Source organism: Fusobacterium sp. DD2 (assembly GCF_018205345.1).
In the GTDB taxonomy this organism is placed as follows: Bacteria; Fusobacteriota; Fusobacteriia; order Fusobacteriales; family Fusobacteriaceae; genus Fusobacterium_A.
This window is the reverse complement of record NZ_JADRHM010000031.1, coordinates 1-23,981: the sequence shown is the minus strand read 5'-3', so window position 1 is coordinate 23,981 and position 23,981 is coordinate 1. Positions and strand designations below refer to the sequence as shown.

The window sequence follows — 23,981 nt, the reverse complement described above, 5'->3', positions numbered from 1 at the left end:
TTTGTCATAAATAAATTGACTTTTGTATGAAAAAACAGTAAAATTAGACGTGTTTTTAGAGTTGTATAAAATAATTACAGAATAGTGAATAATTATTTCACTTTTCAGTATGTAAACAATCTAAAAAAGGAAAATGTAATAATATATAGCACTCTTTTTATCTTTAATATTCTTTTATAGAATTCAAAAGACAGAATTAGTACATATTTTTTCAAAAAACAATTGACAAAGAGTTGAAAAAAGAGTACTCTATAAATGAATGAAATATAGCTTGGGAGATGTGGAGGCGCTATTCTACCTTTTAGGAGACTAAAAGCGTTTTTTTAATCCCAAGTTTTTTTATTATAAATTCGATTATCAACAAATAGATGGTAACACATGATATTTGCTATAAGAGAATCAAACTAAACATTATACGGAGGCTTATGATGACTAAGAATTTTGCACATCGTGGATTTAGTGGCAAATATCCGGAAAATACTATGCTTGCTTTTGAAAAAGCTATAGCAGAGGGAGTAGACGGTATTGAGCTAGATGTACAGCTTACAAAAGATGGAGAAGTAGTAATAATCCATGATGAGACTATTGACCGTACTACAAATGGAAAAGGATATGTAGTAGAGTATACTTATGAAGAATTATCTAAATTTGATGCTTCATATATTTATACTGGGAAAATGGGATTTAATAAGATTCCAACACTGAGAGAATATTTTGAACTTGTTAAAGATTTAGATATTGTAACAAATATTGAATTAAAAACAGGAATAAATGAGTATCTTGGTATTGAAGAGAAAGTATGGGATATGATTAAAGAATTTGGTCTTCAAGATAGAATTATCATATCAAGCTTTAATCATTTTTCAGTAATGAGAATGAAAAAATTAGCTCCAGAAATGAAATATGGATTCCTTTCAGAGGACTGGATTATAGATGCTGGAAAATATACACATTCTCATGGGGTACAATGTTATCACCCAAGATTTAACAATTTGATTCCAGAAGTTATAGATGAGCTAAAATCTTATGGATTGGAAATAAATACTTGGACAGTTAACAAAGAAGAGGATATGAGATATCTTATATCTCACGGGATAGATGCAATAATTGGTAACTATCCAGATTTAGCTAAAAAGATAATAATGGAAAAATAAACTTAATAAATTTTGGAGGAAACGACAACAATGATAGACAATTTAGAATTAATATTAACTACTTTAAATAAATGGCTGTGGGGAAGATGGCTTGTATATATACTATTATCACTTGGAGTATTATACACTTTCACAAATGGATTTGTACAATTTAGACATTTTAAATTTATCATAAAGAAAACTTTAATCGATTCATTTAAAAATAGAAATGTTGACAGAGGTTCTGGTTCACTTTCAACATTTAAAGCAATGATGGTTACACTTGCTGGAAACGTTGGTGGAGGAAACGTAGTTGGAATTGCTACAGCTATAGCAGCTGGAGGAATGGGAGCAGTATTCTGGATGTGGGCAGCAGCTTGTTTTGGAATGGCTCTTAAATACGGAGAGATTGTATTATCACAACTATATCGTGGTAAAGACTCTGAAGGAAATCTTCTAAGTGGTCCTATGTACTATATTAGAGATGGACTTAAAGCACCATGGCTTGGAGTAGTTATTGCAATACTTATGTGTGTTAAAATGATGGGAGCAAACTTAGTTCAATCTAATACAATTTCTGGTATATTAGCTTCAAACTACAATGTACCTACATGGATAACAGGAATTATTTTAATATGCTTCCTACTTACAATTATATTAGGTGGATTAAAGAGAATTGCTAACCTTGCAACATCTTTAGTACCTTCTATGTCAATATTTTATATAATTGTTGGAATATTGGTTATAATATTAAACATTCAAGAAGTTCCTAATATCATAAGAGAGATATTTACAGAAGCTTTCTCATTTAAAGCAGTAGCTGGAGGAACTGGTGGAGTAGTAATAGCAAAAGCTATGCAATTTGGTATTGCACGTGGAATGTATTCAAATGAAGCTGGAGAAGGAACAGCACCATTTGCACATGGTTCAGCAATGGTTGATCACCCTTGTGAAGAGGGAATTGCTGGAGTAACAGAAGTATTTGTTGATACTATAGTAATATGTACAATTACAGCATTGGTAGTAGGAGTAACAGGAATTTATAAAACTGATACAGCTCCAACAGTTATGGCAATTACAGCATTTGGAACTGTATGGAGTCCATTAAAACACGTTGCTACATTTGCACTTTTAATTTTCTGTTTCACAACTTTAATGGGACAATGGTTTAACGCAGCAAAAAGTTTTACTTATGCATTTGGACCTAAAGTTACTGATAAAGTAAAATATGTATTCCCATTTTTATGTATAGTTGGAGCAGTTACAAAAATAAACCTTGTATGGACAATTCAGGATTTAGCTATGGGACTTGTTATAATACCTAACTTAATTGCACTTATAATTTTATTCCCTCAAGTAGCAAGAGAAACTAAGGATTATTTTTCAAATCCAAAATTTTATCCAGGAGCAAAAAAAGCTGAAGGATGTTCTGCAAATGCAGAAGAATGCTTAGTAACACAAGAAAAGAAAGATTAATTTAAGCTATTTAGATAAAGGCTAAAAGTATCTGCATCACTGAAGTACAGTACTTTTATCAGATGGCTTTAAAATAGAGGAGTCGTGAGAATATGAATACTTTCAGTGATGTTTTAACTTTACAGGAAATCTGCATTAGAATCTTGATGTCAATCTTTATTGGTGGAATAATAGGTTATGAACGTGGACATCAAAATAGACCAGCAGGTTTTAGAACACATATATTAGTGTGCTTAGGAGCAGCTATCGTATCAATGGTTCAAGATCAATTGAGAATCAATCTTCATAATTATACATTACAATTTCCAGAAGTTGCACAGGTTATGAAAACTGACCTGGGAAGAATTGGAGCACAGGTAGTTAGTGGTATCGGATTTTTAGGTGCTGGAACAATAATGAGAGATAAAGGAGTTATTGGAGGACTTACTACTGCAGCATCAATTTGGACAACTGGGTGTGTTGGATTAGGAATAGGTTGGGGATTTTATAATATTGCAATACCAGCGGTAATTGCAGTTATAATAGTTCTTGTAATTCTAAAAAAATTAGAAGTTATCTTAATAGAGAGAAAACATATAGTAAAAGTTGAAGTTCATTTTAAACCAGATGCAAATTTAGGACAGGCAATGGTAAAAAATTATGAAAAATTAAAAGAACTTAATGTTCAACTAAAAAAACTTGATAAAAGTTATGATAACAGAGTAGCAACTTATACTCTTCTTGTTCCTAAACAAATGAATCAATTTGATATAGTTACTCAGCTGTCTCTATGTGAATGTGTAGAACAGGTGCATGTATAAAAATAAACTCTCCCAGAGATGGGAGAGTTTTTATATATGTGAAAATATTTAATTTAGTGTTATAATTATAGTATAGAAAGGTTTTATAGTGAAGCATAGGCACTTTTTTCAAAATAATGAGCATCATCACCGTTTATGTATAACACTGTACCACCTTTAATATAGTCGATGACTTCTTTTGAAATATTGCTTGGAATAGCCGGACAACCGAGGCTTCTTCCAAGGAAACCATATTTATCAATAAATTCTTTTGTTGCATAATCTGCACCATGCACTACAATATTTCTTTTAAGTGCATTTGAATTTATTCCAGGTTCCAGACCATTAAGTCTTAGAGAGTATCCATTATTTCCTTCATAAGATTCTGATGTAAGATAAAATCCTAGAGAACTTTGATATGAATTCGCAATATTTGAAAATTTTACAGCATCTACTACACCTGAATTTTTCCCGTGAGAAACATATGTGGAATAGTCGACTTTTTTACGATTTAGATCAATTACGAAAAATCTTTCTTCATTTGAGGGTTTAGCAAAATCCACAATTGTAATTGTTCCTTCTTTTTTATTCTGGATTTTATTATACCCTTTAATAGCTTTATGAAAGGTTGAATAAGTAAGTTTATTCTGAATATGTAATTGATTATATAGATTTTTAATCTGTCGATCAGTTTTAAATGTTTCACCAAATGCCAGTGAGCTTAGTAAAGTTAAACCTAAAAGCACTTTTTTTATCATATGTTACCCACTCCTTAACTTGAAAAGCTTTTACTAAATTATATTTTTTTTTGGTACAAATGTCAATAAGAAAGAGAATGTCTTAGGAGGTACTTTATGTTTTTAAAGGAAATGAGAATTATAAATTGGCAATGTATAAAGAGTACAGTTATAAATTTTGAAAATCTGATGCTGTTTATAGGTCAGAGTAACAGTGGTAAATCAAGCATAATGTCAGCTATTATGTATTTTTTAAATCATAGAGGTTTAAGAAGTAGAGATTTTAGAAATGGTGAGCTATATCTTCAGGTTGAGGGAAGATTTTATAATAGAAAGAGAGAAAAGTTTAGTGTCCATGGAGAAAAGGTAAACTATAAAAATTTCTGGATAAAAGTATATCAGAGATTAGGGCATGGGCCAAAATATTACTGTAGATATACTAATGAGTGGATTGAAATATCAGAGGACGAGTATATTACAATAGTTAAAATGACGCCAGTTCTGTTTATTCCTACAGTTTCTGAACTTGAAGAGACTGAGTTTTTTATACGTAATCTTTTAGATAATCTGGACGTGAGAAATATAGAGGAAAATGAATCATTTAGAAAGATAAATCGTATTTTTAATGAGCTTCAAAGGGATTATACGAGCCATGGATTATATAGAAATCTTATATTTGAAATAATCTGTGAAATTTCAGCTCAATCAGAAAAAGCAAAAAGAGCAATTTTAGAAGATACAATACTTATATATGAAGAGCCAGAATTATATCTGCATCCTCAAAGAGAGAAAGAACTATTCCATTGTTTAAGCAGTATATGCAAGTTGGGAGGTCAGGTATATGTAACAACACACTCAAGTAATTTTGTGAGTCTGGATCATTATAGATCTATCTGTATAATCAGAAAAGAGAAAAAACGTGGAACAAAAGCTTTTCAATTTAGAGGAAAACTATTCCATGATGATGAGATAAAAAATTTCAATATGAACTATTGGATTAATCCTGACAGAAGTGAACTTTTCTTTGCCAAGAAAGTGATATTAGTTGAAGGACAGACAGATAAAATAGTTTTAGGTTATCTTGCTAAGAGATTGGGAATATTTAAATATGACTACTCTATAGTTGAATGTGGTAGTAAAAGTTTGATACCTCAATTTATAAAACTTCTAAATATTTTCTCTATTCCATATATAGCAGTGTATGACAAAGATAATCACCTTTGGAGAAGCCCTGAAGAGTTGGAAAATTCAAATAGAAAAAATCAGACTATTCAAAATTGTATAAATAAAAATATAGGTAGTTATGTAGAATTTGAAAATGATATTGAAGAAGAGATCTATTCAGAAAACCGTGAGAGAAAAAATTATAAGAACAAACCTTTTTATGCATTGAAAACAGTAAGTGTGAAGGATTATAAACTACCTGGAAGACTGGAAAATAAAGTAAGAAAAATATTTGAATAATAAAGAAAGTGAATAGAAACTATTTATTGCATAGATATTAATTTATTTGAATATTCCGATTATTAATAATCAGGAAAAGGGTTATTGACAAAAAGCGAAATATTTACTACAATATACGTCAGTTAAATAAACACCTGGTTATTTAATAAAGGAAGTGAGTTAAAATCTCACAGAGGTTAAATAATTATAAAAGAGACAAAAGTCACAATTTTGACAAAAACAGACTTTCCATTAAGATGGAGCCTTTATTCTATTTTCTTGGAAAGTTTTTTTATTTATTTCAGGAGGTATAAATGTATAATTATTTTATTGAAGGCGGAGCTATGATGTGGCTTCTAGCTGTTTTATCTATATTGGGATTGGGGACTATTTTAGAGAGAATTAGTTATTTTCTTTTACATGAAAAGAAGACAACTAAGGAGTTTAAAGATAATATTATAAAATTGGTAAGAGAGCATAAAGAGGATGAAGCTATCGCTCTTTGTGACACTGTTAATAACTCTGTATCAAGAACTATAAAAGCTATTTTACTTGCATATAAAAATGAAAATGATCTATATGAAAGTAAGGAAAAATTGATGAAAGAAAAAGCTTTGGAGCAGATTGAAGTATTGGAAAAAAGACTTTCAATCTTAGGAGTAGTAGCATACATCTCTCCTATGGCTGGACTTTTAGGAACTGTTCTTGGAATGATTAAATCATTTAAAGCAATAGCTTTACAGGGAGCTGGGGATCCAAATGTAGTTGCAAATGGTATATCAGAAGCTCTGGTTACAACTGCTGCAGGACTATTAATAGCAATTCCAGCTATTATTGCATACCATACTTTTAATAGAAAAGTAAATAAGATAATGTTAGAGATAGAAAAGACTTCAACAGCATTGATTAATATAAAAGATAGAGGAGATGAAAAAAGATAATGAGAGAACTTCAGAGAAGTAAAGGGATGATAAATCCAGATTTGACACCTCTCATAGACGTTGTATTTCAACTTTTAATCTTTTTTATGCTTGTAACAACATTCAGTCAGTATACAAAATTTGATATGAATCTTCCACAGTCAAATGTTCAGGCTGCTGATAAGATAGAGACAGAAGTGGAACTTATAATAGATAGAAATCAAAATTATTTTATAAAGACTGGAGATACATCTATTGAAATAACTAAAGAGAATTTAGTTGAAAAGGTAAGAGAGGTAATGGAAGGCCGTAAAGACCGTGTTTTAGTAATAAGTGCTGATAAAGATCTGAGATATGAAGTTGTTATTGAAACTATGGGACAGGTTAAAAATGCAGGAATAGAAAAAATAGAGATTAATACTATAAAGTAGGTGATAGAAATGAAATTTTATATACTTTCTTTTATCCTGCATATAATTGTTATTTTTTCTGTATTTCAGTGTTCTGCACCTGAGGGAAAGATAGTAGACAGTAAGAATGTAACTGTTTATTTAAATGAACTTAATATGGGTCCTGCTCAGGCTCCTCCTGCTTTACATCAGGAAAAGAAAGAGGAAAAAAAGGAAGAGGTAAAGCCTAAGAAAAAGAAGACCATTAAAAAAGAGGAGAAGAAAAATCCAAAGAGAGTAAAAGCAGTTAAAGAGGAAAAAATTCAAGATACAAAAGAGGAATCTGTAGAAGAAGAGACAGTTTCCGCTCCATCAAATCCATTCTCAGGGATGGGTGTAGAAGGAGGAACCTATGTTGGAGACCAGAAGAATATGGGAGGATTTGGATATCAAATTAGAAGAGAAGTGGATCCAAAATACCCTATGATGGCTAAAAAAGTAGGTTTCAAAGATGAAGTTGTAATAAAAACTAAATTTTTAGTAGGACTGGATGGAAAAGTAGAGAAAGTTATATTTTTAGATAACTTTGAAAGATATGGGTTCCATAAAGAAGTAGAAAAAGCGTTATATAAATGGGAGTTTGCTCCTATTATATATCATGGAAAACCAATAAAAATGTATTTTTATAAAGATTTTAGATTTAATGTAAAAAATGGATAGTTTAAAGAGAGGATATTATATGAAGAAAATACTGGTAATACTATTTACTGTTCTCCTGTTTATAACATCTTTTGGGGAAAGTCAATATAAGCACATAGCCTCATTAAATCTTAGCAGTGATGAGATGTTAACAGCTTTAGTAGCACCTGAAAGAATAGTTGGACTCTCTGGAAAAATAAGTGAAGATAAGGATATGTCAAATATTCCTGAAATTGCTAAAAAATTTCCAAAGATAGAGAAAAATCTTGAAACACTTTTAAGTCTTAATCCTGATCTTGTTGTTGGAGCAGATTGGATTGATTCAAGCTATCTTCAGAGTATAAAAGATGCTGGAATAGATGTATATATCTATAAAACTCCTAAAACTTATGCAGAGCAAAAGAAGATTATATTAGATCTTGCTAAAACTGTTGGAGAGGAAAAAAAGGGAGAAGAGATAGTTAATGATATGGATAGAAGAGTTAAAAAAGTGCAGGAGAAAATAAAAGCACTTGGACTTCAGTACAAGCCTAAAGTGATGCTTTATACTCCATATGAAACAACAAGTGATGAGAATACAAGCTTTAATGATCTTGTAAAATTAATTGGAGGAGTTAATCCAGTAGTTGGTAGTGGAGTAAATAGTTTTCAAAAGATATCTAAGGAGAAAGTAATTGAACTGGATCCTGATGTGATAATTGTTCCTGTGTGGTCAAATAATCTAGATAATGACAAATTTTTTGATTATCTTTTAAAAGATTCAAGTTTTAGAGATATGAATGCAGTAAAAAATAAAAATATATATGGAATTCCGTATAAAAAATTATCACCAACTTCACAATATATGATAGGTGGTATAGAAGAAATGGCAAAGGTCGTTTATCAGTTGGAGGATTAATAATGTTTAAAAAAGGAAAATTTAATATAATTATTTCCTTAATGTTAATTGGAATTATACTAATTTCGTTATTTTATGGAGCTGTAAAAGTTCCATTGCCAGATATATTAAAAATAATTGTAAATAAGATATTTAGAACAGATTTTGAAATATCGAGAAAAAACTTTACTTCAATAGTTTTTTATGTACGTTTTCCCAGAGTGATGTGTGCTACATTAGTAGGTGGTGCTTTGGGAATATGTGGGTGTGCAATACAGAGTATGCTTAAAAATCCAATAGCAGATGCTGGAATAATTGGAATATCAAGTGGTGCAAGTTTAGGAGCTATAATTGCAATAGCAACAGGAATAACTACTAAATTTATATTTGGTATGCCAATTCTTGCAATAATTTTTGCTCTTTTAATAGCTGGAATAATTTATAGATTTTCAGTGATTAGAGGTAAGGCAGATTCAATACTTTTGGTATTATCAGGAATTGCTATAAGCAGTTTTGTTGGTGCTATCTCAGCATTTATACTTACATCATTGGTAGATTCTCAAATAAAAGAGTATCTTTTTTGGTCAATTGGGAATTTAAGTGGTTTGAGATGGGAACACTTTTATTATGGAGTAGGGCCAGTATTGCTATTGAGCCTAATTCTTATGAGTTATGGGAAAGAACTGAATATCTTACTTTTAGGAGATGAAGAGGCTAAATCTGTAGGAGTAAATATTAGAAAAACCAGAAGAAAAATATTGGCAGTAGTTGCATTTCTAACATCTGTAGCTGTATGTATTGCTGGAAACATAGGATTTGTTGGACTTATTGTTCCACATATTTTAAGAAAAATCATTGGGTCGGATAATAGAAAACTTCTAAAAAGTTCATTTTTAGCAGGAGCATTTTTTCTTGTTTTAAGTGATCTGGTATCGAGAATTGCACTGGCACCAAAAGAGATAAGTGTAGGAATAATAACTTGTCTTATAGGAGCACCATATTTTATATATCTGATTATGAAGATTCGTAGTGAGGGTAGGGGAATATGAGAGAGAAAAGATTAGAAGTAAGAGATATTTCCTTTGAAAGAAATGGAAAAAAGATATTGAAAAATATATCTTTTGATATGTACAGTGAAGAGATAGTTGGGGTAATTGGACCAAATGGTTCAGGGAAAACTACTCTTCTTAAGACACTTAACAATATAAATGAAAAAAACAGTGGAACAATAAAAGTGAAGGGAAAGGATATATCAGAGTTTGAGGATAAAGAACTTGCTAGAAATATATCATTTATGAATCAGAATACAAATATTGGTTTTGATTTTCCATGTATAGATGTTGTTGTATTAGGTAGATATCCATATCTTGATAAATTTCAGGAATATTCTAAAAAGGATATGGAGATAGCAAGAAAATATATGGAGCTTACAAATACTTTGAAATTTGAGGACAAGTCTATTTTAAGCCTTTCAGGTGGTGAAAGGCAGAGGGTATTATTTGCTAAGACCTTGACACAGGAAGCTCAGATAGTACTATTAGATGAGCCCACAGCCAGTCTTGATATGAAATATGAAGATGAGATATTTAGAATATTGCAGGGAGTAAAAGAAGAGGGAAAATCAATAATTGCCATAATTCATAATCTAAGAACTGCGATAAAATATTGTGATAGACTTATTTTACTTTCAGAGGGAGAAATAATACAGTGTGGAACCCCTGAAGAGGTTATTACTGAGGAAAATCTAAAGAAAATTTATAATATAGATGTGAGAGTATACAAAAATAGCATCAATAACAGACTTGATTTTTGTACTCTATAAAAGGAGATACAATGTATAAACTGCTTAATATGTGTGATTTTTCATCTTTAGATGAAATTAGTGAAAATATGGAATATTATAAGGATAGATATAATTTTGATGGATTTGAAATGATAAAGTTTACAGATAAAAATCTTATCTCTCTTAAAGATAGTATTAAAGGGTATCATTTAAGATTTTTTCCATGCTGGGTAGATCTGTATAGAGAAAATTATAAAAAACTTTATTCTGAATTGGAAACTGAAGAAAATATAAGAGATCTGTGTGGTGGTACTACTAAAAAAGAGCTTATGGAGTACTATGAAAAAGAACTTGAAAGAGCAAGTGAATTAGAAACTGAATATATTGTATTTCATCCTTGTAATATCTATATTAAAGAGAGTATGCACTATAATTTTGAATACTCAAATATGGAAGTTTTACAGGAAGTTGTAAATTTTATAAATGAGTTATTTAAGGGAAGAAAGTTTAAATTTACTCTTCTTTTGGAAAATTTGTGGTGGCCAGGATTAAGGCTTGATAATTATGAAGAAGCAGACTATCTTATGAAAAATATCAATTATTCTCCTAAAGGATTTCTATTAGATACTGGACATATGCTCAATAATAATCTGGATTTAAAAAGTTCTGAGGCAGGGATAAGTTATATTAAGGATAATCTAAAAAAACTTGGAGAATACAAGAATAAGATTTATGCTGTACATCTTAATTTTTCAATGTCAGGAGAGTATGTTAAAAGGGAATGTATAAAACATAATAATATAACACTTGATGAGGCTATGGGAAAAGTATACCCACATATATCAAAAATAGATTCGCACCAGGCTTTTGAAAATGAAAAAATAGTAGAGATTTTAAATGAGCTTCCATTAAAATATGTAATATATGAATTTATCTCAACAGATAAAGAGGATTTAAATAGAAAAATAGAGATACAGGATAACTGTATTGCAGGTTTATAAAAAGGAAAAAGCTGACTCGCAAATAATTGCAAGCCAGCTTTTTAATATGTTATAAAAAGAGTTATACACTTATTAATTGAAGTGTTACCTCAGCATAACCTATATTACTATCATTATACTATATTTAATAGATATTGCAATAAAAAATTAAAAAAAAATTCAAATATCCAGTTTAATGAAAATTATTTTCAATTTTATATTTATTTTGCAACTTGGAACAGTCTATGTTCATTTTCAAGGTCAAGATAGAAGTTTTTAATATTCTTTTGCATTCCTGCATTTTTGTATGGATATACAATAACAAACATAGGTACATCTTCTTGAATTATATTTTGTGCTTCTTTATAATACTTATTTCTAACTTCCTGATCAGTGGTTGTTCTTCCATCATCTAGTAGCTTATCCATTTTTTTGTTAACATAGAAAGTTCTATTTCCAGCACTTCCTAGATTTGATGAGTGGAATAGTGCATATAGACAAACATCACAGTCAGGAGATGAAGTCCATCCAAGTAGAAACATATCTTGTTCTCCTCTTGCTAATTTATCAAGATAAGCACCCCATTCAAGAACTTCAACTTCAAGGTCTATTCCAATTTGTTTAAGTTGATCTTGTAAAATAACAGCAGTATCTTTTCTAATATTAGTATCATTAAGTGATATTTTTGCTTTAAATCCATTTGGATATCCTGCTTTAGCTAAAAGTTCTTTAGCTTTTTGTAAATTTATGCTATATTGTTTTGCATCTTTATCATATCCTGGAACACCAGCTGGTACTGGTGAATTTGCAGGAGTTGCAGCACCTAAATATACAGCATTTATAATGCTTGGAACGTCTATTGCATAAGCAATTGCCTGTCTAACTTCTTTTTTGTTAAAAGGTTCTTTTTGAGTGTTGAATCCTAAATAATTAATACCTATAGATGGGCTTTCAACAAGTTTTAAATTTGAGTTTGATTTTACATAGTTTATATCAATAGGTTCAATGTCATAAGCTATATCCACTTCTTTAGTTTCAAGTGCTATGGTTCTATTTGTTCCCTCAGTTATAACTCTGAAAATAAGATTTTCAGTTGCAGGTTTTCCACCAAAGTAATCAGGATTTGCCTTTAATATTATTCTGTCTCCTGATCTCCATTCCACAAATTTGTAAGGTCCTGTACCAATAGGATGTTGTGCGTAGTTGTCTCCTGCTTCTTTTACAGCTTTTTCATTTAAGATTGCACTACCTTTATGAGCCAGATATCCTAAAAGTGGACCAAAAGGCTTTTTAGTTGTGATCTCTACAGTATAATCATCTAAAGGTTTAATTTGATCGATATCTTTGTAAAATGTCATTATAGCTGGTGATTTTTTAGCTCTTTCCAATGAAAAAACAACATCTTTTGATGTAAAAGGTTCCCCATTGTGAAACTTAACATTTTTTCTAAGGTGTAATATTAAAGTAAGGGGATCTTTCTGTTCCCATGATGTTGCCAGTCCAGGAACAAGATTTCCATTTTTATCCCTTTGTACCAGAGTATCATAAATATGTAGATAAACTCTATGAGAAGGAACATCATTAGAAGCACCTGGGTCCAGACTTTTTATATCTGCTCCCTGAGCAACAATTAAAGTATTATTATCAAATGCAAATGATGTTGAAAATAAGGCTAGAAATAATAACAGAACTGATGTTAATAAAGTGAAAAATTTTTTTTTCATACAATCCTCCCTTTGTTGATGTTATATAGTTAGTAAAATTATACTATATTTTTCTAGTATTTCAATAACTATTCAAAAATAAAATAATATTTATTTTTAAAAATATGGTGATACTGTTTAAATAAGAAGTCTGTATAAAAATATAGATAAAATTATATTAATTATGTTATAATATAACAATATCGAATAAAGATGTATAGAAGGAGATTATTGATGGAGATTATTAGTAAAGACAAACCAAAAGGAAAAGCATACTCTAAAAATAAAAAAATGAAGAAAGCAAAAAGATTGCTGGAAGAGAAAAAATTTAAACGTTTAACTGAAAATAAAAGAAAAAATGCTGAAAATAGAAAAGAAAAAGCTATTCAAAGGGAAAATGAGGAAAAAATAAGAGAGGTAGTATTAAAAGATTACAATAAAGGAATGTTTATTGTCATTATTGATGGAAAAGAGGAGAAAAGGGCTCCAATATTTGATAAAAGCCTAGTTACAAAGAAAAATATTACTGATGAATTTTATAATATTCAAATAAAACTATATGGAGATAATTATAAAATATCAATGTTAAAAGGATATAACGAGGTAAAAGAGGAGTTAATCTGGAAGATATCTGAAGATTTATAGGAGGGGAAGTTATGAATCTAACAGCAGTTTTTACAAGTACATTGACACTTATTGCAATTTTGAATCCCTTTGGTAATGTACCACTTTTTATTGGTATGACTGAAGGAATGGATAAGGAGAAGAAGACTAAAATATTAAATGTTGTAGTATTGACAGCTTTTTTAATAACTTTGATATTCAGCCTTGTTGGTAATTTTTTAATGACAAAATTTTATCAAATAGGTATGGATGAGCTTAAAATGGCTGGAGGACTTATACTTATAGTTATTGCTACTAAAAATATAATTTTTCCAGAGACAGAGAAGGAAAAAAGTGATGCTGTAAGTTTTGATGAACAGATAAAAAAAGCGATAATTCCTATGGCATTTCCAATGTTAGTTGGACCAGGAGTACTTACTACTACACTTATTACAAGGTCTCAATATGGGGTGGTAGTAGATATGCTTGCTATAGTTTTTGCATTTATAGTAATCTATTTTATCTGCTGGCTTGGGAACTATATTGAAAGGATAGTTGGAAAACTAGTTCTTTATATTTTGTCAAGAGTGATGCAGATTTTTATACTGGCATTGGGATTTAGAATATTTTTTGCTGGTTTATTTGAAGCGTTAAAGATATATAAAGGGTAATTAAAATTATTGAATAAGAGAGATTTTGTGATATACTAATATTTAGCGACAAAAGGGTAAATATTGTGATGATATTTACCTCTTTATTTTTTTAGAGGAATTTTAAAATAGGTGAAAGAATGGGTAAAATTAGAATTAAATCTTTAGTTTCATTAACTATTCCAATTTTCTTCGAATTGCTTTTAATAACAATAGTTGGAAATGTGGATACAGTTATGTTAGGTCATTACAGTGATGAAGCAGTAGGTGCAGTGGGAGGAATAAGCCAGATTCTTAATATTCAGAACTCAATTTTTGGATTTATAAATCTTGCTACAAGTATACTGTGTGCACAATTTATTGGTGCCAAAAACAGGAAAAGGGTGCAGGAAGTAATTACAGTAGCCCTTTTATTAAATCTTATATTGGGACTTGTATTAGGTGCCATATATGCAGTTGGATGGAAATTTATACTCAAGATGATACAACTTCCAACAGAACTTATATCTGTAGGAAAAGTTTATTTTCTATTAGTTGGAGGATTATGTGTATTTCAAGCATTAACCTTAACTTGTGGTGCTGTTATGAAAAGTCATGGAAATCCTAAACAGATGTTATATGTAAATATAGGTGTAAACCTTTTAAATATAGTTGGTAATGGTATGTTTATATTTGGATGGCTTGGTATGCCAATACTTGGACCTACAGGAGTAGGGATATCTACAGTGGTATCAAGAGCTATTGGTTGTGTTGTAGCATTTTTTGTTATGAGCAGATACTGTAATTTTAAATTCAGAAGAAAATTTCTACAGCCATTTCCATTTCATGTAATAAAAAATATTTTATCAATAGGAATTCCTACAGCTGGAGAAAATATAGCTTGGAACTTTGGACAGGTTATCATCATGTCTTTTGTAAATACAATGGGTCCAGTTATGATAACTTCACGTACTTATCTGATGCTCCTTGCAAGTTTCGTTATGACTTTCTCAATTGCATTGGGACAAGGTACAGCTATTCAGGTTGGTCAGCTTGTAGGAGCACATGAGACTGAAAGAGCTTATGGAAAATGTTTAAAGAGTCTTTACCTTTCTATAGTTTTAGCATTTTCTGTAAGTTCAATGGTATTTTTATTTAGGCATAGCATAATGAATTTCTTTACACAGAACCCAGAAATTATAAATGCTTCTGTAAAAATATTTCCTTTTATGATATTTTTGGAAGTTGGAAGGGTATTTAATATTGTTATTATAAACTCACTTCATGCTGCTGGGGATATTAAGTTTCCAATGTTTATGGGAATTATTTTTATATTTATAGTAGCTGTACCATTTTCATATATTTTAGGAATAAGTTTTGGAATGGGACTTGTTGGAATTTGGATAGCAAATGCTCTAGATGAGTGGTGCAGAGGTTTTGCAATGCTGTTTAGATGGCGTTCTCGTAAATGGCAGAATAAGAGTTTTATTTAAACTATTGATTTTTTCTAAAAAAAATTGTATTATTTACTTGGCTAGTAAATAATTATGAGGTTGGTATATATGATTTTTCAAAGAACAGAACTTTTAATAGGATATGAAAATCTTGAAAAACTAAAATCTTCTCACGTACTTGTATTTGGAGTAGGGGGAGTTGGAGGATATGTTGTAGAGGCACTGGTGAGATCTGGTGTTGGAGAGATTTCCATTGTAGATTTTGATACTATTGATATCACAAATTTAAATAGACAGATAATAGCACTTCAAAGCACAGTTGGAAAATTAAAAACTTCTGTGATAAAGGAGAGAGCTAAGGATATAAATCCAGATATTATAATACATGAATATCCAATTAAATTTTCAAAAGATAAGATAGACGAGATTTTTCAAGGGAAAAATTATTCCTATATAGTAGATGCAATAGACTTAGTAACTAATAAACTTGATATTATAACTATTGCAAATGAGAGAAAAATACCTGTAATCTCTTCAATGGGAACTGGAAATAAAATTAATCCAACAATGTTGGAAGTGGCAGATATAAATAAAACCTCTGTTTGTCCATTAGCACGTGTAATGAGAAAAGAACTAAAGAATAGAGGGATAAAAAAATTAAAAGTTGTATACTCTAAGGAAAATCCAAGAAAACCTAACAATAATGAAGGAAGCAGAGAGAAAAAAGTCAATGTTGGAAGTGTTTCATTTGTTCCTTCAGTTGCAGGGCTTATAATAGCTAGTGAAGTAATAAAAGATTTATGTGATTTATAGGAGGAAAAATGAAAAAAATAGGTATATTTTATGGTACAACTTCAGGTATAACTACAGGAATAGTTGATGAGGTAGAGTACTATCTTAGAAAAGATGATTATGAAGTACATAATGTAGCTGATGGAATTGATACAATGTCAGATTATGAAAACTTGATTTTAGTAACACCAACTTATGGAGTTGGAGAGCTTCAAGTACACTGGGCAAAAATTGCTGACAAAATGAAAACTATTGATTTTACAGGAAAAGTAGTTGGATTGATTGGACTTGGAAACCAATTTGCTTTTGGAGAGTCATTTGTAGGAGCTATAAGAGTGCTTTATGATATTGTTACTAAAAATGGTGGAAAAGTAGTTGGATTTACATCAACTGAAGGATACCGTTTTGAAGAATCAGAAGCAGTTATTGATGGAAAATTTGTAGGACTTGCAATAGATGAAGGAAATCAAGGAGATTACACTCCTGAAAAAATAGAAAAATGGTTAGAAGAGATAAAACCATTATTTAATTAATAAGTAAAAAACCAGGATTTTTAAAATCCTGGCTTTTTTTATTTTAGTAAAACTATTTTATTTTAAGAAATTAAAGAGTTGCTCCTTCTTTCCATAGGTGAAGTTTTTTAGCTGCTTCAATAAGTTCTTCTCTAAAATCAGGGTGAGCAATGCTTATTAATGCTTTAGCTCTTTCAAATCCACTTAGTCCTTTTAGATTTACTTTACCATATTCAGTAACTACATATTGAACGTTAGCTCTTGTGTCAGTAACAATTGAACCGTCAGCTAATGTAGGTCTGATTCTTGATTTTAAAGTTCCATCTTTTGTTTTGTAAGTTGATGATAAGCAGATAAATGTTTTTCCACCTTTTGATAGGTAAGCTCCTAGTACGAAGTCTAGTTGTCCTCCTGCACCACTTATGTGTCTTGAACCAGCACTTTCAGCATTTACTTGTCCAAATAAGTCGATATCAACAGCGTTATTAATTGATACGAAGTTGTCAATGCTAGATACTACTCTTACGTCGTTTACATAGTCAACTGGAGCAGCCATGATTTCTGGGTTGTTATGTAGATATTTGTACATTTCTTCTCCACCAGATGCGAATGTAAATGTTTGTCTTCCTGGGTTGATTGATTTATATTTTCCTGTTATTTTTCCAGCTTTAGCCATTTCAACAAATGCGTCAACATACATTTCTGAGTGAACACTTAGGTCTTTTAAGTTTGATTTAGCAATTAGTGAACCAACTGCTGTAGGCATTGCACCTATTCCTAGTTGGATACAGCATCCGTCTTGTAATTCTTCAACAATTAATTCAGCAACTTTCATGTCAACTTCTGAAGGTGTAGGTGCTGGTAGAATTGCTGGCATAGGGTTTTCTCCTTCAACAACCATATCTACTTCTGAAATATGGATAGTGTTTGAGAATCCTCCTAAACATACTGGCATATTTTCGTTTACTTCAACAATTATATGTTTTGCAACTTCACATACTGCAGCAGAGTGAGAAGGGCTTACGCTGAAGTTGAAATATCCTGATTCATCCATTGGAGTAACTTGCATAATTGCAACGTCAACCTTAGCAGCTCCATCTCTATAGTATCTAGGTACTTCAGAATATCTGATAGGAGAGTAGAATCCTAAACCTTTATCTATTAATTTTCTTTCAATACCACTTGAGTGCCATGAGTACCATGTGAAGTGTTTTTCAGGATGGTCAATTTTGAAAATTTCAGGAACCCATAAAAGAATTCCTCCTCTGATAATTACATTTTCTAAAGATGGCATTCTTTTAGCTAATGCTTTGTCAACAGCTCTGTTTGTAGTTCCGCACCAACCGTAATCGATTTCATCTCCTGATTTTATTACTCCTGCAGCTACTTCTGGAGTAACTAATTTTTCTTTGTACATTTTCTTAAAATCTGTCATTTTACCATACTCCTTTTTCTTTTTTGTAACAATAAATATTTATTGCTTTATATCACATATATTCAATTCTACCACAAAACGAAAAAAATTGTATAATTTTTTATATTATTTTCTAATATGAATTAAAAATTATTTTTTTAGGGTATTTTTTCATCTTTTTTAGTTTTTATTCTTTTTTTTGCTAATGTATCTTTCTTTTGTATATTAAAATAGGTCAATAAATACGTAGATATTTATATATCTCTATTAAAAATATTTTAATACTCTTTTTTAATGTCTCGCTTTATGATATAATTGTATCAGAATATTTTACAGAGGGGGAAATATATGGCAGAATCAAAAGAGATTACTAAGTATAGAAGATATGGTTTATTTCTATATTATCTGTTACAAATAGTAAGAAAAACTCTTAAAATAAAGATTGTTGGCAATGAAAATATAGATACATCAAAAGAAAGCTATATCTTTGCATTCTGGCACAATAAACTATTAGGTCCCACCTTATGTTTAGGAGATATTAAGAAAAAGGCTGTACTTGCAAGTCCTTCAAAAGATGGTGAACTTATATCTGTACCTTTGGAAAAAATGGGATTTGAGATGATAAGAGGATCCTCTGATAAGAACTCTACTGCAAGTCTTATATCGCTAATTAGATATATGAAAAAGGGGTATAATATAGGAACTCCTGTTGATGGACCTAAAGGGCCTGTTTATCAGGTGAAACCAGGAATGATTTACCTAGCACAGAAAGGAAAAAAGTATATAGTTCCTACTGGCACAGCATACAAAAGCAAATGGATTTTTAAAAGGGCTTGGGACAAATTTCAATTTCCAAAACCATTTACCAAAATGGTTTTTTTAATGGGAAAACCTATGGAAGTACCACCAGATGCTGATATTAATGAATATTGTAATAAAATTATGATAGAGCTAAAAAAATTAGATTCAGAAGCAGAAAAATACATTTACAATGGGAGAGGAGAATAACGTGGATAGAGAACAAGAAAAAGAAAAACAAAAAGAATTAGACAAGAGAATTGAAAGATTTAGTAAGAGATTTGAGGAAGAGAACGCTCAAAAAAACTTTTATATCACAACACCAATTTATTATGTTAATGGGGACCCACATATTGGAAGTGCTTACACAACAATAGCAGCAGATACAATGGCAAGATACAAGAAAACTATGGGGTATGATGTATACTTTTTAACAGGAACAGATGAACACGGTCAAAAAATTCAGGAAACAGCTGAGAAAAAAGGATGCACACCTCAAGAGTGGACAGATATTATGGCTCCTAAGTTTAAAGCAATCTGGGAAAAATTAAATATTGATTACTCAGATTTTATAAGAACTACAGAGGAAAGACATAAAAAAGCTGTAAAGAAAATTCTTGAAAAAGTTAATGCAAATGGAGATATATACAAAGGAAAATATTCAGGAAAATATTGTGTTTCATGTGAAACATTTGTGCCTGAAAATCAAGTTGTAGATGGAAATCATTGCCCAGACTGTGGAAAAGAATTAAGAATGGTTGAAGAGGAATCATATTTCTTCAAGATGTCAAAATATCAAGATGCACTACTTAAACATATAGAAACACATCCTGACTTCATATTACCTCGTTCAAGAAAAAATGAAGTAGTTGCATTTATAAAACAAGGACTTCAAGACCTTTCAATATCAAGAAATACATTCACTTGGGGTATACCAATTGAATTTGCTCCAGGGCATATAACATATGTATGGTTTGATGCTTTAACAAACTATTTAACAGCAGTTGGTTATGAAAATAATCGTGCAAAATTTGATAAATATTGGAATAACGCTGAAGTTATGCACTTAGTAGGAAAAGATATTATCAGATTCCATGCTATTATCTGGCCTTGTATGTTATTATCAGCTGGAGAAAAACTTCCAGATAAAGTAGTAGGACATGGTTGGTGGACTTCAAATGGAGAAAAAATGTCTAAATCTAAGGGAAATGTAGTAGATCCAGTAAAAGAAGCAGAAAAATATGGAGTAGATGCTCTTAGATACTGTTTATTAAGAGAAGTTCAATTTGGAAACGATGGAGATTACTCAACTAAAAATGTTGTTACAAGAATAAATTCAGATCTTGCAAATGATTTAGGAAACCTTTTAAATAGAACTCTTGGAATGTATAAAAAGTATTTCAATGGAATAGTTCTTGAAGGAGAATCAGGACAAGATATTGATAATGACGTTGAAAAAACATTTGAAAACATCGTGGAAGAAGTAGATGAATATATGAATGTTGCTCAATATTCAAAAGCTCTAGAAGCAATATGGAAATATATTGCAAGATTGAATAAATATATAGATGAAACTGAACCTTGGATATTAGCAAAAGATCCAATGAAACATGACAGACTTTTAGTTGTAATGAATCACCTTATTGATGCATTATGTCAAATAGCAGTTTTAGTATATCCAACAATGCCAACTGCAGCACAAAAAATATGGGATCAGTTAGGAATTAAAAAAGATATAAGAAATGCTAAAATAAATGATATCTATGGATGGGATCTATTTGAAAATGGACATAGATTAGGAGAGGCTCAGCCAATATTCCCTAGACTTGATGTTGAAGAATATATTAAAGATGAAAAAGATCCAATGGAAGTTGATCCAGAATTAAAAATAGAAAATGCTATAGGAATTGAAGATTTTGACAAGGTAAATATCCAAGTAGTTGAGATATTAGAGGCAGGAAAAGTTAAAGGAGCAGACAAGCTTCTTAAATTTAAAGTAAGCCTTGGAGATCATACTCGTCAAATTCTTTCAGGAATTGCAAAATATTATCCAGAGCCAGAAAAACTTGTAGGTAAAAAAGTTCTTGCAGTTACAAACTTAAAACCTAGAAAGATGAAAGGTGAAGTTTCACAAGGAATGCTTCTAAGTGCTGAAAATGAAAAAGGATTAAAACTGATTGAAGTTGACAGCTCATTAGAACCAGGATCAAAAGCAAAATAATAAACAAAATATAAGGAGATTGGGAAATGGGAAAGGTAACTAAAGCAGTTATACCAGCAGCAGGACTGGGAACTAGAGTGCTTCCTGCAACCAAAGCTCAACCTAAAGAGATGCTTGTAATTGTTGACAAGCCTTCATTACAATATATAGTAGAAGAATTGGTTGAATCAGGAATAGAGGATATTATAATAGTAACAGGACGTAATAAGGACTCTATTGAGGATCATTTTGATTTTTCATTTGAACTTGAAAAAACATTACAAAGAGATGGAAAATATGAATTACTTGAAAAAGTGGAAAAGATATCTTCAATGGCAAATATCTGTTATGTTAGACAAAATCATCCTAAAGGATTGGGACACGCTATATTAAAAGCTAAGCCTTTTGTTGGTGATGAACCATTTATCATTGCTTTAGGTGATGATATCATATATAATCCTGAAAAACCTGTATCAAAACAACTTATTGAAAACTACGAAAAGTATGGATCAAGTGTTGTAGGATGTCAGGAAGTTAAAGAGGAAGATGTTTCTAAATATGGTGTAGTTGCACCTACAAAACCTCTTGATGATAAAACTGTTGAAATAAATGATTTCGTTGAAAAACCTGATGTGGATAAAGCTCCGTCAAAACTTGCGTGTCTTGGAAGATATCTTCTAACACCAAAGATTTTTGATTATCTTGAAAAAGCTAAACCTGGAAAAGGTGGAGAGATACAACTTACAGATTCAATACTTGATATGTTAAATGATGGAGAAAAAGTAGTAGCTTATAATTTTGAAGGAAAAAGATATGATATTGGAAATAAGTTTGGATTACTAAAAGCCAATATTGAATTTGGACTAAAAAATGAAGAGACAAGAGATGAACTTTTAAATTACTTAAAAAATGAACTTGATCTTGACAAGGAATAATAAGCTATTTTGGAGGAATAATGAGAGTACTTTTTATTGGAAATAGTCATACCTTCTATAATGATATGCCTTATATTTTTAAACAGATATGTTTAGAAAATAATATTCCTGTTGAAGTAACAATGCTGGCACGGGGATATAAGGGGTTGGATTATCATGCCAATGAACCTGAGACAAGGTTTAATATTCTTTATGGTGATTATGATTATATAATATTACAACATTTACAAAGTGGATTTGATAAAGAGGTATTATATAATTCTGCAAAGAAGATAAAAGATATTGCAAATATTTCCAATAACAACAAGATACTTTTATATATGACATGGACTTTGAAGAGCGAACGTGAAAAACAGAAAGATATGACAGAGGGATATTTAGAAGCTGGTGAAAAACTGGGAGTTCCAGTAATTCCTGCAGGAACAGTTTGGTGGAACTATATAGATAAATATCCTGATGCTAATCTTTATTTTAGAGATGATAAACATGCTTCAAGGTTAGGATCAACATTGGTAGCATATACTATATTCTATACAATGTTTGGAAAATTGGCCAACACTCAAAATGAAGAGTGTATTAAGATAAATGAGATGATAAAAGAGAGTATAAATTAATAAAAAAATAGATAAAATCTATTGACTTTCTTTGACATTTATGATAAACTTTATGCTAGATTACGCATGAAATAAGGTCATCAGCAACCCTATTCAGCGATTTTGTTAATACTTTTGGAGGTGTTAAAATGTACGCAGTTATAAAAACTGGTGGTAAACAGTACAAAGTTACAGAAGGTGACGTATTAAGAGTTGAAAAACTAAATGCTGAAGTTAACGAAACTGTAGAATTAAACGAAGTTCTTTTCGTAGCTAACGGAGAAACTGTAAAAGTTGGAACTCCTGTAGTAGAAGGAGCAAAAGTTGTTGCAGAAGTAGTAGCTCAAGGTAAAGGTGCTAAAGTAGTTAACTTCAAATACAAGCCAAAAAAAGGATACCACAGAAAAAAAGGTCACAGACAACTATTTACTGAAATTAAAGTTACTTCAATCAATGCTTAATTGTTTATGACAAAAGTTGAAGTTTTCAGAAATGAGGGTAGAATTGTAGGATACAAAGCTACCGGACACTCAAACTATGCAGAATATGGAGAAGATATAGTTTGTGCTGCTCTATCAATGGCATTACAGCTTCCATTAGGAGGAATGCAGGACATATTAGGAATTTATCCTAGATTCGATATTGACTCTGATGGATATCTAAATGTGGACTTACGTAATATGAATGTTGGAGATAAACAGCGAGAGCTTAATGTTTTACTCGAAAGCATGGTATTAATGATAAGAAATTTATCAAAAGATTATCCTAAAAATATAAAGCTTGTTGAGAAGGAGGAAAAATAGATGCAATTTACTTTAAATATACAATTATTTGCACATAAAAAAGGACAAGGTTCTGTTAAAAACGGAAGAGATTCTAATCCTAAATATCTTGGAGTAAAAAAATATGATGGAGAAGTTGTAAAAGCTGGAAACATCATAGTTAGACAAAGAGGAACAGCTTTCCACCCAGGTAATAACATGGGAATGGGAAAAGACCACACTCTATTTGCTCTAATTGACGGATATGTAAAATTCGAAAGATTAGGAAAAGACAGAAAGCAAGTATCTGTATACGCTGCAAAATAGTTGACTTAATATGAGATCTGAAAGCCCCAAATCAAATTTGGGGC

General features: G+C 30.7%; 25 protein-coding genes and 1 pseudogene. 23 read left to right on the top strand and 3 right to left on the bottom strand.

Annotated elements, in window-relative coordinates:
- Positions 1-428 precede the first annotated feature (428 nt).
- The 3 genes and pseudogenes from IX290_RS06365 to IX290_RS06355 all read left to right on the top strand — a co-directional run bounded on the left by IX290_RS06365 (position 429) and on the right by IX290_RS06355 (position 3,409).
- Positions 429-1,154, top strand: a complete 726-nt coding sequence (locus IX290_RS06365; protein ID WP_211492373.1) for a glycerophosphodiester phosphodiesterase — start codon at positions 429-431, stop codon at positions 1,152-1,154.
- Positions 1,155-1,187: 33 nt separating this feature from the next.
- Positions 1,188-2,549: pseudogene (locus tag IX290_RS06360) on the top strand (amino acid carrier protein); the annotation flags it as partial.
- 152 nt (positions 2,550-2,701) lie between these two features.
- Positions 2,702-3,409: an MgtC/SapB family protein gene (locus IX290_RS06355; RefSeq protein WP_211492372.1), complete on the top strand. Its 708-nt coding sequence runs from the start codon at positions 2,702-2,704 to the stop codon at positions 3,407-3,409.
- A gap of 83 nt (positions 3,410-3,492) precedes the next feature.
- On the opposite strand, the gene IX290_RS06350 is transcribed toward IX290_RS06355, so the two are convergent.
- A complete protein-coding gene (locus tag IX290_RS06350; RefSeq protein ID WP_211492371.1) occupies positions 3,493-4,146 on the bottom strand; it encodes a murein L,D-transpeptidase catalytic domain family protein in 654 nt (217 codons plus the stop codon).
- Positions 4,147-4,242: 96 nt separating this feature from the next.
- Here IX290_RS06350 and IX290_RS06345 point away from each other — a divergent pair, with 96 nt between their 5' ends.
- From IX290_RS06345 to IX290_RS06310, 8 genes are all read left to right on the top strand, one after another.
- The gene (locus tag IX290_RS06345) at positions 4,243-5,589 is read left to right on the top strand and encodes an AAA family ATPase (protein WP_211492370.1); all 1,347 of its coding nucleotides are present in this window, start codon (positions 4,243-4,245) and stop codon (positions 5,587-5,589) included.
- 293 nt (positions 5,590-5,882) lie between these two features.
- Complete coding sequence (locus IX290_RS06340) at positions 5,883-6,509, top strand: MotA/TolQ/ExbB proton channel family protein (protein ID WP_211492369.1); 627 nt, start codon at positions 5,883-5,885, stop codon at positions 6,507-6,509.
- A complete protein-coding gene (locus IX290_RS06335) occupies positions 6,509-6,919 on the top strand; it encodes a biopolymer transporter ExbD (RefSeq protein ID WP_211492368.1) in 411 nt (136 codons plus the stop codon). The genes IX290_RS06340 and IX290_RS06335 overlap by 1 nt, the downstream gene beginning before the upstream one ends.
- A gap of 9 nt (positions 6,920-6,928) precedes the next feature.
- The gene (locus tag IX290_RS06330) at positions 6,929-7,597 is read left to right on the top strand and encodes an energy transducer TonB (protein ID WP_211492367.1); all 669 of its coding nucleotides are present in this window, start codon (positions 6,929-6,931) and stop codon (positions 7,595-7,597) included.
- 19 nt (positions 7,598-7,616) lie between these two features.
- Positions 7,617-8,474: an ABC transporter substrate-binding protein gene (locus IX290_RS06325; protein WP_211492366.1), complete on the top strand. Its 858-nt coding sequence runs from the start codon at positions 7,617-7,619 to the stop codon at positions 8,472-8,474.
- Positions 8,475-8,476: 2 nt separating this feature from the next.
- On the top strand, positions 8,477-9,502 hold the full coding sequence (locus IX290_RS06320) for an iron ABC transporter permease (RefSeq protein WP_211492365.1): 1,026 nt from the start codon (positions 8,477-8,479) through the stop codon (positions 9,500-9,502).
- On the top strand, positions 9,499-10,275 hold the full coding sequence (locus IX290_RS06315; RefSeq protein WP_211492364.1) for an ABC transporter ATP-binding protein: 777 nt from the start codon (positions 9,499-9,501) through the stop codon (positions 10,273-10,275). The genes IX290_RS06320 and IX290_RS06315 overlap by 4 nt, the downstream gene beginning before the upstream one ends.
- 11 nt (positions 10,276-10,286) lie before the next feature.
- Complete coding sequence (locus IX290_RS06310) at positions 10,287-11,237, top strand: TIM barrel protein (protein WP_211492363.1); 951 nt, start codon at positions 10,287-10,289, stop codon at positions 11,235-11,237.
- A gap of 200 nt (positions 11,238-11,437) precedes the next feature.
- Here the strand turns inward: IX290_RS06310 and IX290_RS06305 are convergent, their stop codons facing one another.
- A complete protein-coding gene (locus IX290_RS06305) occupies positions 11,438-12,940 on the bottom strand; it encodes an ABC transporter substrate-binding protein (protein ID WP_211492362.1) in 1,503 nt (500 codons plus the stop codon).
- 213 nt (positions 12,941-13,153) lie between these two features.
- Here IX290_RS06305 and IX290_RS06300 point away from each other — a divergent pair, with 213 nt between their 5' ends.
- From IX290_RS06300 to IX290_RS06280, 5 genes are all read left to right on the top strand, one after another.
- Complete coding sequence (locus IX290_RS06300) at positions 13,154-13,564, top strand: hypothetical protein (RefSeq protein ID WP_211492361.1); 411 nt, start codon at positions 13,154-13,156, stop codon at positions 13,562-13,564.
- An 11-nt stretch (positions 13,565-13,575) separates the two neighbouring features.
- On the top strand, positions 13,576-14,193 hold the full coding sequence (locus tag IX290_RS06295) for a MarC family protein (protein ID WP_211492360.1): 618 nt from the start codon (positions 13,576-13,578) through the stop codon (positions 14,191-14,193).
- A gap of 119 nt (positions 14,194-14,312) precedes the next feature.
- Positions 14,313-15,644: an MATE family efflux transporter gene (locus IX290_RS06290; RefSeq protein ID WP_211492359.1), complete on the top strand. Its 1,332-nt coding sequence runs from the start codon at positions 14,313-14,315 to the stop codon at positions 15,642-15,644.
- Between the two features lie 69 nt (positions 15,645-15,713).
- Complete coding sequence (locus IX290_RS06285; RefSeq protein WP_211492358.1) at positions 15,714-16,418, top strand: tRNA threonylcarbamoyladenosine dehydratase; 705 nt, start codon at positions 15,714-15,716, stop codon at positions 16,416-16,418.
- Positions 16,419-16,426: 8 nt separating this feature from the next.
- On the top strand, positions 16,427-16,930 hold the full coding sequence (locus tag IX290_RS06280; RefSeq protein ID WP_211492357.1) for a flavodoxin: 504 nt from the start codon (positions 16,427-16,429) through the stop codon (positions 16,928-16,930).
- Between the two features lie 70 nt (positions 16,931-17,000).
- Here the strand turns inward: IX290_RS06280 and IX290_RS06275 are convergent, their stop codons facing one another.
- Positions 17,001-18,344 (bottom strand): butyryl-CoA:acetate CoA-transferase, encoded by a 1,344-nt coding sequence (locus IX290_RS06275; RefSeq protein ID WP_211492356.1) that lies wholly within the window; start codon positions 18,342-18,344, stop codon positions 17,001-17,003.
- Positions 18,345-18,671: 327 nt separating this feature from the next.
- On the opposite strand from IX290_RS06275, the gene IX290_RS06270 reads away from it, so the two are divergent.
- The 7 genes from IX290_RS06270 to rpmA all read left to right on the top strand — a co-directional run bounded on the left by IX290_RS06270 (position 18,672) and on the right by rpmA (position 23,937).
- Positions 18,672-19,331, top strand: coding sequence for a lysophospholipid acyltransferase family protein (locus IX290_RS06270; protein WP_211492355.1), 660 nt, complete (start codon positions 18,672-18,674; stop codon positions 19,329-19,331).
- A gap of 49 nt (positions 19,332-19,380) precedes the next feature.
- Positions 19,381-21,342 carry a methionine--tRNA ligase gene (gene metG, locus IX290_RS06265; RefSeq protein ID WP_349290746.1) on the top strand — a complete coding sequence of 654 codons (1,962 nt, stop codon included), beginning with the start codon at positions 19,381-19,383 and terminating at the stop codon, positions 21,340-21,342.
- 26 nt (positions 21,343-21,368) lie between these two features.
- Positions 21,369-22,256, top strand: coding sequence for a UTP--glucose-1-phosphate uridylyltransferase GalU (galU, locus tag IX290_RS06260; protein WP_211492353.1), 888 nt, complete (start codon positions 21,369-21,371; stop codon positions 22,254-22,256).
- Between the two features lie 20 nt (positions 22,257-22,276).
- The gene (locus IX290_RS06255; RefSeq protein WP_211492352.1) at positions 22,277-22,870 is read left to right on the top strand and encodes a hypothetical protein; all 594 of its coding nucleotides are present in this window, start codon (positions 22,277-22,279) and stop codon (positions 22,868-22,870) included.
- A 128-nt stretch (positions 22,871-22,998) separates the two neighbouring features.
- Positions 22,999-23,310, top strand: a complete 312-nt coding sequence (gene rplU / locus IX290_RS06250) for a 50S ribosomal protein L21 (protein ID WP_211492351.1) — start codon at positions 22,999-23,001, stop codon at positions 23,308-23,310.
- 6 nt (positions 23,311-23,316) lie between these two features.
- Positions 23,317-23,652: a ribosomal-processing cysteine protease Prp gene (locus IX290_RS06245; RefSeq protein WP_211492374.1), complete on the top strand. Its 336-nt coding sequence runs from the start codon at positions 23,317-23,319 to the stop codon at positions 23,650-23,652.
- The gene (gene rpmA, locus IX290_RS06240; protein ID WP_211492350.1) at positions 23,653-23,937 is read left to right on the top strand and encodes a 50S ribosomal protein L27; all 285 of its coding nucleotides are present in this window, start codon (positions 23,653-23,655) and stop codon (positions 23,935-23,937) included. It begins immediately after the preceding gene.
- Positions 23,938-23,981: the final 44 nt, after the last annotated feature.